Source organism: Chryseobacterium sp. C39-AII1, from assembly GCF_039672645.1.
Taxonomy (GTDB): domain Bacteria; phylum Bacteroidota; class Bacteroidia; order Flavobacteriales; family Weeksellaceae; genus Chryseobacterium.
In genome coordinates this window covers 1-11,740 of sequence record NZ_JBDFPQ010000032.1, presented here as the reverse complement: position 1 = coordinate 11,740, position 11,740 = coordinate 1, and the positions used below count along the sequence as shown (strand labels likewise).

Genomic DNA, 11,740 nt, shown 5'->3' with positions numbered 1-11,740 from the left:
ATATTTTTGAGGGAAATTTTATGGTCTTTAAAAACTGACATAATGATGGAATATCACCTATAAATATAAAAATAAATCCATGCAGAAAAGAAAAAGTCGAAAGAAAAAATCTTCCGACCAAGACTACTGAAAGCCCGCCGAAACTCAAAATATTCATTTGTAATTTAAACTTTAATGATAAAAATAACGAATTTATTCAACCGCAACAGAGTCATCACCACGTCCGTCGGCAACAGCATGAATGGTTCCATTTTCATCAATGGTAATCACTTCTGTTTTTCCGATATGATCTATTCTTTCGGGCTTATAACCTAATTTTTCTAAATCTTTAATCACGTTTTCAGGAAAGTTCTTTTCATAAGAAACCGTTTCTGGAAGCCATTGATGATGAAATTTCGGTGCATTAACCGTCATATTGGCATTCAATTTAAAATCAACGACATCTACAATCGACTGATAAACAGAAGTTGGAATCGTTGTTCCTCCCGGAGTTCCCACCACCATATAAGGTTTTCCATTTTTCAGAAGAATAGTTGGCGTCATTGAAGAAAGCATTCTTTTATTAGGCTGAATAGCATTGGCTTCACCACCCACTGCTCCAAACATATTCGGAACGCCAGGCTTGATAGAAAAGTCGTCCATTTCATTATTTAAGAAGAATCCCGCGCCATTTACGAGTACCTTACTTCCATAATATCCGTTTAAGGTAGTGGTCACAGAAGCTGCATTTCCATCTTTATCAAGTACTGAAATATGAGTGGTTTGTGTAGATTCATTCGGCTGTTTAATGATGTTTCCAACTTCAGCGCTCGGAGTTGCTTTGTTGAAACTAAAGCTTTTCCATCTGCTTTTTAAATATTCATCAGAAATTAGATAAGAGGTTTTATCTTGAATAAAATCTGGATCTCCCATGTATTCGGCACGGTCGGCAAAAGCTCTTCTTTCTGCTTCTACCATAATCTGAACCGCTTCTTTAGAATTTTGCTGATATTTTTCAAGATTTTCAAAACTTGCCATTCTCAGCATTTGAGCTAAAAGAAGTCCACCGCTTGAAGGCAAAGGCATCGAAACTACATTGTTTCCTTTATATTCAAATTCCAGTGCTTTTCTTTCGGCAACTTTATAGTTTTTAAGGTCTTCTAAGGTAATAATTCCGTTTCCTCTTTTCATTTCAGCCACCAAAAGTGCAGCCGTTTTTCCTTCATAAAATCCTTTTGCTCCTTGTTTTTGAATTAATTTTAAGGTTTCAGCCAAATCTTTCTGAACCAAAATATCACCTCCTTTCCAAGGTGCATCCTTAACAAAGATTATTGGAGATTGGTTATGCTTCTGGAATTTTTCTCTTTGTGAATTTAGCATATTGGCTTCAAGATCAGTAATCGCAAATCCTTTTTCAGCTAAATCAATCGCCGGCTGAATGATTTTTTCCATCGGAAGTTTACAATATTTCAACGTTGCATAAGATCCGGCAATACTTCCAGGAATTCCGACTGCTAATCTTCCGTTTTGAGAAAGATCGGTGTTGGCTTTTCCGTTTTTATCAAGATACATATCTCGGGAAGCTTTCCTTGGAGCCGTTTCACGGTAGTCAATGGTGAATTTTTCACCATTATTTTTCACCCCAACCAAAAATCCGCCACCGCCAATATTTCCGGCTTGGGGATACACCACCGCCAATGCATATTGTGTAGCAACGATGGCGTCATAGGCATTTCCGCCCATTTTCATCACCTTTGCTCCGGCTTCACTTGCCAAAGGGTGAGCAGATACTACAACGCCTTTATTTTTTACTTTTACTTCTTTAACAATATTAATGTCTGTGTACTGTGCTGATACAGATTGTGTTGCAAGTACCAATAGAAATATATACTTCTTCATGATAAAAATTATACTCGAATTTACAATTTTGTTTTAAGATAGGGGGTAAAATATTTATTTTTGCTTTGATCAACTAAAAAGAATAAAATGGAATCCTATACGGAAAGAATACTGATTACGGGTGCTTTGGGACAAATCGGCACCGAACTTACGAACAGACTTGTTGAAATGCATGGTGCGGAAAATGTTGTGGCTTCAGGGCTAGACAGATGGCAAAAGGGCATAACTTCTGCCGGGCACTATGAAAGAATGGACGTTACCAATACTCAGCTGGTAAGACAGGTTATTAAAGATTACGAAATTACAACGGTGTATCATTTGGCCTCATTATTGTCTGGAACTTCAGAAAAGCAGCCTATTTTCGCGTGGAAATTAAATCTTGAACCCTTGCTTCATTTTTGTGAAATGGCAAAAGAAGGACTTCTTAAAAAGATCTTCTGGCCAAGTTCAATTGCGGTTTTCGGGAAAGGAATTCCAAAGCATGAGGTAGCTCAGGATGTTGTGTTGAATCCTACAACCGTTTATGGTATTTCTAAAATGGCAGGCGAGAAGTGGTGCGAATATTATTTCGACAAGCATGGAGTAGATGTAAGAAGTATCAGATATCCTGGTTTGATTTCGTGGAAAACTCCGGCAGGTGGTGGAACTACCGATTATGCGGTTGAGATTTTTTATGAAGCGATTGAAGAAGGAAAGTATACAAGTTTCATTTCCGAAGATACAGGAATGCCGATGTTGTATATGGATGATGCCATCAACGCAACCTTGAAATTAATGGAAGCTCCGGCGGAAAATCTTACCGTTCGTTCGTCTTATAATTTGGGTGGAATGTCATTTACTCCAAAAGAATTGGCGGAAGAAATCAAGAAAGAAATTCCTGAATTTACGATCGATTATAAACCAGATTTCAGACAGCAGATTGCAGATTCTTGGCCAGCTTCAATTGATGATTCTGTTGCTAAAAAAGATTGGGGATTGTCTTACGATTTCGGAATTTCTGAAATGTCTAAAGATATGATCAAGAATTTAAGAGTAAAATTAGGTAAGGATTAATTATATAAAGTAAAGCTTTAAGTATTTATCTTTTTAACATCTGATTTTTAATTAAATATACAATTTATATAAACTTTAATTTAAATGATATTATTGACTTTCAACATCGCAAATATTGAAGCCGAAGCTAAAAATGGCTTTGAAATTTCCGGTGAAGAGAGATTAAATATTACAGAAGATAATACGAAAGCGATTCTTAGAATTTTAGATCTTCACGATACAAAAGCCAGTTTTTTTATAGAGATTTCTATTGTAGAAAAACTGCAAAATTTAATAAAAGCAATTTCATCTCAAGGGCATGAAATTGCTTTTTATAATAAAAATTCCAGCCTTCAGGAAATTGAAAATGAAAAGAAATTTATTCAGGATTTTTTAGAAAAACAGATTCGAGGAATTCGCCAAAAAGATCATAAACTTCCTCTTGAAGAATTGAAATCGTTGGAATTTAATTATGTTTCCAATATCGATAACGCGAATATTCTTTTTCCTTTTAAACGTTTAAAAAGAGATACGGAAATCAGCGAAGAGAACGGATTGAGTATTGTCCCGGAAAGTATTTCGCCTTACAGTCAGCTTCCTTATAATGATTTTGTGTTTCAGATTTTGCCGACGAAGTATTATGAAAATATGGTTTTCGAAACCCTGAAAAATGATGGCTTTGTTTTGATTTATCTCAATGCGTGGCAATTCACAGACTTCAGCACGTATCAATTTGATATTCCTTTTTACAGAAGACGAAATTCAGGAAAAAAAATGGAGGACAAGTTAGATGCCCTCCTTGCTTGGTTCAACGAGAAGGAGATGGCTACTTCGCGTATGAAAGATTATATTTTTTAGGTTGCAGAAATTAGGTTGTAGGGCTTAGGTTAAAACTTTAAACCCAAAAACTCTGAACCTTGAATTTTTTAAGCCAATTCAAAAAGCGTAATTTCCGGTAAAACACCAACTCTTCCCGGATATCCAAGAACTCCAAAACCTCGGTTTACATAAAGCATTTTTCCTTCACTTTCATAAAGATCTGCCCATTTTGGATAACGGTACTGAACGGGTGACCATTTCACGTTTTTCAGATCCAGACCAAACTGCATTCCATGTGTATGACCGGAAAGCGTTAAATGAATATCTACCGGATGTTTCTTCACCACATGATCAAAGTGTGTAGGATCGTGGCTCATTAAAATTTTGGTGGCATCTTCAGGAACTCCTTTCAATGCATCATCGATTCTTCCGAATTGTGGGAAAGGTTTTAATCCCCAGTTTTCAACGCCGAGAATATATATTTTTTCGCCGTTTTTCTCAATTACACGGTGTTCGTTTCTCAACATATCAAATCCTGCCTGCTTTTCATAATCAATCAGTGTATCAAGATTTTTCTTTTTCGCATCCAAAGAAGCCCATTCAACATAATCTGCATAATCGTGATTTCCAAGAACTGCAAACTTGCCGTCTTTCGCTTTGATTTGAGAAAATAAAGGAATGAATGGCTTAAACTCATCTGCCACGTTATTGACCATGTCTCCGGTGAATAAAACTAAATCTGGTTTTTGTTCGTTGATTAAATCTATAGCGTGCTGCAGTTTGCTCGGATCTGCGAAACTTCCACTGTGGACGTCGGAAATCTGAACAATTTTATATCCTTTAAAGCTTTTCGGAAGGTTGTTGAAATTAATTCTTACTCTTCTCACTTTATGACGGTATTTTCCAAAGGTAATTCCATCGATAAACAAAGCGGAAAGAACGCCGCCCATTCCCAACCCAACCAGACTTAAAAACTTTCTTCTTTCCGGGAAGAAGTTCTCGGTCGGTCGCGTTAATCCTACTAAATAACTTCCCGTTCTGAAAATGTCATCAATCAATAAAAACAGAACAATGAAGACTTTTGGTAAAATAAAGATCAAAAATAAGGAGATCATGATCTGGGCTCTTACCATACTTCGGTCGGCTCGGCTGAAGTTGGAAACTTCGTACGCGAAAAACCCGTAAATGGCCAGTGAAATCACCCAATAGCTTGTTCTTATCCAGAAATTATCTGTTAATGTTCGTATCGCCTGATAAATGTAAATTTCCAAAAGGAGAAATAACCCGGCAATGATTAAAAAATTTCTTTGCATAACTCTATTTACAAAAAAGCACAAAAGAAGACTTCCTTTGTGCTTTTATATTTTTGTTAATTAAAATAATTTTAAGGAAATCTGTATACGATAGCATTGATGTTCATTCCGGCACCAACCGAAGTCATTACAATGTTACCTTTTTCTTTAAACGTTTGACCTTCCATTTTTCCTTTAATTATTAAATCGAACATGGTAGGAATTGTTGCAACAGACGAGTTTCCAAAGTCTTGGATCGTCATTGGAGAGATCGAATGATCATAATCTTTCACATCATATAATTTGTGAAGTCTTTCGATCATAGCATAATCCATCTTAGCGTTTGCCTGGTGAATCAAAATTTTGTTGATGTTTTCAATAGAAAGACCTGCGTCTTCGATAGTTTCTTTAATCGCTGCAGGAACATTTTTAAGTGCATATTCGTAGATTTTTCTACCCTGCATTCTTACAAATAAACGTGATTGATCTGAATCTTTATTGATAGAAGGTCCGTTTGCTAAATAATCAAGTTCCGGTCCGTTATCACAGATTGTGTTGTGAGCAATGATTCCTACGTTTTCCTGATCTGTAGCCTGTACCACAACTGCTCCGGCTCCGTCTGCAAAGATCATTCTGTTTCTGTCATGCGGATCTGTTACTCTGCTTAATGTTTCAGCACCGATTACCAGGATTGTTTTTGCTACTTTAGCTTTAATTAAATTATCAGCCAAAATCATAGCTTCCACCCAACCCGGACATCCGAAAAGCATATCATAAGTGATACATTTTCTGTTTCTGATGCCTAATTTATTCTTTACTCTCGCCGCCATTGTCGGCATAAAGTCTGCATATCCGTTTACAGTAACTTCACCAAAATTACTTGCGTAGATAATATAATCAAGTTCCTCCTGATCTACGTTGGCATCTGCAATAGCCAATTTTGCAGCTTCGTAACCGATTTGTGAGTTTGAAAGATCATCTTCTATGAATCTCCTGTTCTCTATTTCCGTGATTTCTACAAATTTTGAAATAGTTTCCTCAGCAGGTTTGTCAATCTTCACCCCGTCTTCTGTATAAAACTCTGAATCTAAGAAAAAGTCTCTACCTATAATTCTGTTTGGAAGGTAAGATCCAGAACCAATAATGATCGTATTCGGCATTCGTTTAAATGATTTTTTAAAGTTGCAAAGTTAATAATTAATATTAATAACGAAGAATTAAAAATATTATTAAATTTGCAAAAAATGTACTTTACAGTCTATGAAAAATAATCCGTCTTTGAAAGGTTTAATTATTGCAGTTGTGGTATTTTTCGTTGCCTTTGGAATCTACTTCTTTTTTTTAGCCAAAAAAAATTATTACGTAGTAGATAATCCTACTCCCAATACATATTACTATAAAATAAACAATGGTTCGGAAGGAGTTGTTTCTGCCGGACAATTTGTAGATGTTGATTTGAAGTTGGGAAAAAATTCGATTAAAGTGTACGATCAAAATAAAAAATTATTGTACGATTCTGCGTTTGAAGTTAATAAGATCCGTGGTCTTTTGAATATTGCCCATCAGGATTATTACATCAATGATCAGTATTACGGGTACAATCTTAAAAAAGATTCATTACTTTTGGCACTTGATAAAACCACAATCGACGGAAAAACGTATTTCGGAGGTGCAAAACACTTCAACAAATTATACAGTGAAGATTTTTATTATAATGTAAATGAAGATTATGATAAAGTGATCAAGAACATTCAACAGGTGGAGTCTAGATCAAAGATTTTCAGAAAACAGGATTACCTTAATTATTATAAAGAATATTACAAGTTTTAAGTTTTGACAAAAGATATTACTAAAGTTACTCCCTACAATTCTGACGCTACTAAGAAGAGCCAGGTAGAGGATATGTTCGACAATATTGCACCAAAATATGATCTTCTGAATCGTGTTTTATCTCTGAAAATTGATGTTTTGTGGAGAAATAAATTGGTGAAAATGATGAAAAATGATAACCCTCAGGAAGTGCTGGATGTGGCTACTGGAACGGGAGATCTTGCAATCACCATTGAAAAAGGAACCAACGCAAAAGTAATTGGTTTAGATTTATCGCAACAAATGTTAAATGTTGGCGTTATTAAAATAAAAAAACTTAATTTAGACGGCAAAATTTCCATGCAAAAGGGCGATGCAGAAAATTTACCTTTCGAGGACAATAGATTTGACGCTGTTTCCGTTGCATTTGGAGTAAGGAATTTTGAAAATCTTAAAAAAGGTTTAGCAGAGTTAAGAAGAGTAGTTAAAGATAACAAAAGTGTTTATATACTGGAGTTTTCAAAGGTTGAGGGGTTGATGGGGCCATTGTATATGTTTTATTTCAAAAACATTCTGCCGGCAATAGGCAGGCTGGTTTCCAAAGATAATAGGGCGTATACATACCTTCCGGATTCTGTAAATGCATTTCCTTTCGGGGAAAAGATGAAGCAAATTCTTTTAGATACAGGATTTAAAAAAGTTGAATATAAAAAACTAAGTTTAGGTATAGCCACAATTTATAAAGCAACAAAGTAACCTATGAATAAATTTTTATTAAAAGCACTGGTTTTAGCCTCAGTAAATATTGCAATGTTTGCCAACGCGCAATTTAGAACCCGAAACAGAATGGATAAGTTGGAGGAATTCGACGAGCAGAAGTTCAGCTGGGGTTTTTATCTGAATGGTAATAAACTAGATTATCGTATTGTTTTGAACCCAACATACGGTATGAATGGTAACCAAAATCTAGTTACATCTAAAGAAAGTTACAGTTTCGGGGCAGGGCTTATCGCTAAATGGAGACTGAATGATTATTTAGATTTAAGATTGGAACCAGGCTTGCAATTTGGTCAGAGAGAGCTGAACTTCAACACACAGTCTAATGACTTTTATCAACATGGTACTTTAACAAACCCGGCTTTTACCCCGATTCCTTTAACGGATAAAGATAAAACAAGACAAATTAAATCTACTTTGGTAGATATCCCTTTTATGTTAGAATTACACGGTCACAGATGGTATAATTCAAGACCATACGTTGCAGCAGGGGTAAATTATATCGTAAACCTACAATCGAATGCAGATTCTACGGATGACAACATGCAGCAGGTTTTCAGATCTACTACGCACAACTTTGGTTGGTCTGCAGAGATGGGTATTCAGCTTTACTTTAACAAGTTTAAACTTACTCCGGCAATCAGAGGAACATTTATCATGAACAACGAGGTTGTATCTGATAATGCTACTACGCCTCCGTACTGGACAGCTGCAATGTCTACTTTACAGACAAGAGCGGTAATGTTCGTATTGAAATTCGAATAAGAAAAATTAGACTTAAAAATATAGAGGAGATGCCAAAAGCGTCTCCTTTTTTGTTTACAGATCAAAATATAGAGAGTTTTATTTTTGTTAGTATTAATATTTTGTTATTTTTGCTAATAGTTAGAATATACAAACCTGAAATGCTTCAAGATTTAGAAAACAATTTTTCAGAATTAGAAAAAAAGATTTTGCTTTTACAGAAAAACTATAAAAATCTTACTGAGAAATTTTCAGAATTAAGTATTGAGCATGAAGACCTGAAGAAAAGATATGATGAAGAAAGAAAGAAAGGTCAGGTATTAGCAGAAGAGCAAAAAAATATAAAACTTTACTCAGCAATATCAGGAAATCCTGAGCACAATAGATTGATGAAAAGTCACATCAACCGATTGGTAAAAGAGATAGATTTCTGTATTGCACAGCTTCAAAACAGTGGATTATAATGGAGGTAAGAAGAATAACCATCAACATTGCAGGAAGGGTGTATCCGCTGAACGTACCGGCAGCAGAGGAGGAAACTTTGCGTAAGGTAGGGAAGCAAATTGAAAGTATGATTAAAGATTTTGAACAGAATTTCGATGTGAGAGACAAACAAGATGCTTTGGCAATGTGTGCCCTGAAACTGGGAACCAATGCAGAAGTAGTGTCTGCGAACTACGATAAAACAATACATTCTACCAATGACAGATTATCAAAAATCAATCAGTCGTTGAATGAAAAATAGCGGAAATAGATTTTTTTTCCGCAACAAGCTGCCTACGATAATTCTAACACATTAAAGGTAAACTCAACGCTAAACAATTACCGAACAAATGTCCATGGAATGGCGTGCCGATTAATCGGATTACAGACCATGGAAATCAGTTCAAATCGTGTTGATTAGGAGTTTACTCTCAATCTCTGGATTATTGTGGGCTTTTTTATGTGAAAAAATTAAAAGGATATGAATACAATTAAAACTCAATATAAATTATGATAGAAGTTATAATCGGCGTTGTTTGTTTAGTAATCGGTGCGGTTATAGGGATGTTTTTCTCTAAAAGCTCACTGAATACCAAAGCAAAATTTATTATAGATGATGCGAAGAAGAATGCCGAAAATCTTATAGAAAAAGCTAACGTACAGGCCGAATCCATAAAGAAAGAAAAGAATCTTCAGGCTAAAGAAAAATTCTTAGAGTTAAAGTCTCAGCACGATGCTGATATTCAGTCTCGTGAAAAGAAAATGCAGGAAGTAGAAAAGAGAATTAAAGATAAGGAACACAAGCTGAACGACGAGCTTAGCAAGACTGGAAAACTTGAAAAAGATTTAGACAAGCAAATTGCTGATTATTCTAAAAAAACAGAGATTTTAGAGAAAAAACAGCATGATTTGGATACTGCAACAGCTAAAAAGGTTGAAATTTTAGAAAAAATCTCTAACTATTCTGCAGAAGAAGCAAAAGCTGAATTGGTAGAATCTTTAAAAGCAGAAGCAAAAACGAGAGCTCAGGCACACGTTCAGAGCATCATGGAAGAAGCTCAGCTGAACGCAAAAGGAGAAGCGAGAAAAATCGTTATTCAGACTATTCAGAGAATCGGAACAGAGCAGGCTATTGAAAATTCTGTATCTGTTTTCAATATAGAATCTGACGAGGTAAAAGGTAGAATTATCGGTAGAGAAGGTAGAAATATCCGTGCTTTAGAAGCGGTTACTGGTGTTGAGATCATCGTTGATGATACTCCGGAAGCTATCCTTCTTTCATGTTTCGATCCGGTAAGAAGAGAGATCGCAAGATTATCACTTCACAGATTGGTAACAGACGGTAGAATTCACCCTGCGAGAATTGAAGAAGTTGTTGAAAAAACAAGAAAACAAATCGAAGAGGAGATTATTGAAGTAGGTAAAAGAACGATCATTGATTTAGGAATCCACGGATTACACCCAGAATTGATTAAAATCGTAGGTAGAATGAAATATCGTTCTTCTTACGGACAAAACCTACTTCAGCACTCAAGAGAGGTAGCAAATATTGCGGCAACAATGGCTGCAGAATTAGGCTTAAACGTAAAATTAGCAAAAAGAGCAGGTTTATTACACGATATCGGTAAAGTTCCGGAGCAGGAGTCTGAACTTCCTCACGCTTTATTAGGTATGCAATGGGCTGAAAAATATGGCGAAAATCCAGAAGTTATCAATGCCATTGGAGCTCACCACGACGAGGTAGAAATGACGTCTCTATTATCTCCGATCATTCAGGTTGCCGATGCGATCTCAGGAGCAAGGCCGGGAGCAAGAAGACAGGTTCTTGAATCGTATATCCAAAGATTAAAAGACCTTGAATCTGCTGCATTAAGCTTCGAAGGTGTATCTTCAGCATACGCAATCCAGGCGGGTAGAGAATTAAGAGTAATGGTAGAAAGCGGAAAGGTAAATGACGAAGTAGCTTCACAATTATCTTACGACATTTCAGAAAAGATTCAAAATGAATTAACTTATCCTGGACAGGTAAAAGTAACAGTAATCAGAGAAACGAGAGCTGTGAACATCGCAAGATAAGATTTGATTTTAAAATATTTATAAAAACCTTTCAAGAAATTGGAAGGTTTTTTTGTGGTTAAAAATTATAAAGATTAAATAACAATTTTGGGAATAAATATGATTTGTTTAAGAAATATTTATAATTGGTTTTCCGTTTATTTTTTAATAAGTGCAACAAAATAAATTAATTATGAAAATTCCCATTAAATTATGCTTTGAATAATTAATATTTGTTTAACTTTGAAATGTAACTAAACTATATTGTTTAATCTCAAAACCAAATCACATGTCACAAAACATTTTGAAAAACGCTAAGAAATTAGGTAAAAGCGATTTAAAAGAAATCACGGGAGGGGTTATCACTCCGGATCTTTCGCTTTGCGGATGCAGTTGTACAGGAGCCGTTACAGGCCCGAAATACTGCACACAATACATCGGATGCCCGGGAGTAATTACCTGCTAGATTCGATTTTAAACAGAATTATTTCAACTAGAAATAAACATTTCCACATTTAATACGCAAAAACCTTCTGGATTTCCAAAAGGTTTTTGTTATTCTAGGAATATCAATAAATTTATTATAAATATTTTCGTAAAACTTATAGACGCTAAAACTCTCAACCCCTCAAACTCTCTCACTTCTTAAAAACGAATTTTTTCTGGAGCTTAATCCCGCTCTCCGCACTCGCTATTTTTTTGGTTTCGGCGGCGGCAGCGAAGCTGCTAGTCTTGGTCGGAAGATTTTTTCTTTCGACTTTTTCTTTTCTGCATGGATTTATTTTTATATTTATAGGTGATATTCCATCATTATGTCAGTTTTTAAAGACCATAAAATTTCCCTCAAAAAT

At 35.4% G+C, this 11,740-nt stretch carries 12 protein-coding genes; 9 read left to right on the top strand and 3 right to left on the bottom strand.

Annotated features, from left to right (window positions below; genetic code table 11):
* Positions 1 to 192 precede the first annotated feature (192 nt).
* Complete coding sequence (gene ggt, locus ABEG63_RS21375; protein ID WP_346587457.1) at positions 193 to 1,878, bottom strand: gamma-glutamyltransferase; 1,686 nt, start codon at positions 1,876 to 1,878, stop codon at positions 193 to 195.
* An 87-nt stretch (positions 1,879 to 1,965) separates the two neighbouring features.
* Here ggt and ABEG63_RS21370 point away from each other — a divergent pair, with 87 nt between their 5' ends.
* On the top strand, positions 1,966 to 2,931 hold the full coding sequence (locus ABEG63_RS21370; protein WP_346587456.1) for an NAD-dependent epimerase/dehydratase family protein: 966 nt from the start codon (positions 1,966 to 1,968) through the stop codon (positions 2,929 to 2,931).
* Between the two features lie 84 nt (positions 2,932 to 3,015).
* Complete coding sequence (locus tag ABEG63_RS21365) at positions 3,016 to 3,768, top strand: polysaccharide deacetylase family protein (protein WP_346587455.1); 753 nt, start codon at positions 3,016 to 3,018, stop codon at positions 3,766 to 3,768.
* A gap of 68 nt (positions 3,769 to 3,836) precedes the next feature.
* On the opposite strand, the gene ABEG63_RS21360 is transcribed toward ABEG63_RS21365, so the two are convergent.
* Together ABEG63_RS21360 and ABEG63_RS21355 are read right to left on the bottom strand one after the other, a co-directional pair.
* Entirely contained in the window at positions 3,837 to 5,042 is a 1,206-nt protein-coding gene (locus ABEG63_RS21360; RefSeq protein ID WP_346587453.1) for a metallophosphoesterase, read from the bottom strand.
* 71 nt (positions 5,043 to 5,113) lie between these two features.
* Complete coding sequence (locus ABEG63_RS21355; protein ID WP_346587452.1) at positions 5,114 to 6,181, bottom strand: ketoacyl-ACP synthase III; 1,068 nt, start codon at positions 6,179 to 6,181, stop codon at positions 5,114 to 5,116.
* A gap of 100 nt (positions 6,182 to 6,281) precedes the next feature.
* On the opposite strand from ABEG63_RS21355, the gene ABEG63_RS21350 reads away from it, so the two are divergent.
* From ABEG63_RS21350 to ABEG63_RS21320, 7 genes are all read left to right on the top strand, one after another.
* Entirely contained in the window at positions 6,282 to 6,851 is a 570-nt protein-coding gene (locus tag ABEG63_RS21350) for a hypothetical protein (protein WP_267405466.1), read from the top strand.
* A gap of 3 nt (positions 6,852 to 6,854) precedes the next feature.
* Positions 6,855 to 7,586: a bifunctional demethylmenaquinone methyltransferase/2-methoxy-6-polyprenyl-1,4-benzoquinol methylase UbiE gene (gene ubiE, locus ABEG63_RS21345; protein WP_267405465.1), complete on the top strand. Its 732-nt coding sequence runs from the start codon at positions 6,855 to 6,857 to the stop codon at positions 7,584 to 7,586.
* 3 nt (positions 7,587 to 7,589) lie between these two features.
* Positions 7,590 to 8,372, top strand: a complete 783-nt coding sequence (locus ABEG63_RS21340) for a porin family protein (RefSeq protein ID WP_267405464.1) — start codon at positions 7,590 to 7,592, stop codon at positions 8,370 to 8,372.
* Positions 8,373 to 8,512: 140 nt separating this feature from the next.
* Positions 8,513 to 8,815: a hypothetical protein gene (locus tag ABEG63_RS21335; RefSeq protein ID WP_267405463.1), complete on the top strand. Its 303-nt coding sequence runs from the start codon at positions 8,513 to 8,515 to the stop codon at positions 8,813 to 8,815.
* The gene (locus ABEG63_RS21330) at positions 8,815 to 9,096 is read left to right on the top strand and encodes a cell division protein ZapA (protein ID WP_267405462.1); all 282 of its coding nucleotides are present in this window, start codon (positions 8,815 to 8,817) and stop codon (positions 9,094 to 9,096) included. The genes ABEG63_RS21335 and ABEG63_RS21330 overlap by 1 nt, the downstream gene beginning before the upstream one ends.
* A 248-nt stretch (positions 9,097 to 9,344) precedes the next feature.
* Entirely contained in the window at positions 9,345 to 10,910 is a 1,566-nt protein-coding gene (gene rny, locus ABEG63_RS21325; protein WP_346587450.1) for a ribonuclease Y, read from the top strand.
* Positions 10,911 to 11,178: 268 nt separating this feature from the next.
* Positions 11,179 to 11,355, top strand: a complete 177-nt coding sequence (locus tag ABEG63_RS21320; protein ID WP_267405460.1) for a hypothetical protein — start codon at positions 11,179 to 11,181, stop codon at positions 11,353 to 11,355.
* The last annotated feature ends 385 nt before the right edge of the window (positions 11,356 to 11,740 follow it).

Excerpts from the sequence above, each read along its gene's own strand:
- ABEG63_RS21350 (WP_267405466.1), top strand. The coding sequence starts at position 6,282 with ATGAAAAATAATCCGTCTTTGAAAGGTTTAATTATTGCAGTTGTGGTA.
- ABEG63_RS21360 (WP_346587453.1), bottom strand. The coding sequence starts at position 5,042 with ATGCAAAGAAATTTTTTAATCATTGCCGGGTTATTTCTCCTTTTGGAA.
- ABEG63_RS21330 (WP_267405462.1), top strand. The coding sequence starts at position 8,815 with ATGGAGGTAAGAAGAATAACCATCAACATTGCAGGAAGGGTGTATCCG.
- ggt (WP_346587457.1), bottom strand. The coding sequence starts at position 1,878 with ATGAAGAAGTATATATTTCTATTGGTACTTGCAACACAATCTGTATCA.
- ABEG63_RS21370 (WP_346587456.1), top strand. The coding sequence starts at position 1,966 with ATGGAATCCTATACGGAAAGAATACTGATTACGGGTGCTTTGGGACAA.
- rny (WP_346587450.1), top strand. The coding sequence starts at position 9,345 with ATGATAGAAGTTATAATCGGCGTTGTTTGTTTAGTAATCGGTGCGGTT.
- ABEG63_RS21340 (WP_267405464.1), top strand. The coding sequence starts at position 7,590 with ATGAATAAATTTTTATTAAAAGCACTGGTTTTAGCCTCAGTAAATATT.
- ABEG63_RS21365 (WP_346587455.1), top strand. The coding sequence starts at position 3,016 with ATGATATTATTGACTTTCAACATCGCAAATATTGAAGCCGAAGCTAAA.
- ABEG63_RS21335 (WP_267405463.1), top strand. The coding sequence starts at position 8,513 with ATGCTTCAAGATTTAGAAAACAATTTTTCAGAATTAGAAAAAAAGATT.
- ABEG63_RS21355 (WP_346587452.1), bottom strand. The coding sequence starts at position 6,181 with ATGCCGAATACGATCATTATTGGTTCTGGATCTTACCTTCCAAACAGA.
- ABEG63_RS21320 (WP_267405460.1), top strand. The coding sequence starts at position 11,179 with ATGTCACAAAACATTTTGAAAAACGCTAAGAAATTAGGTAAAAGCGAT.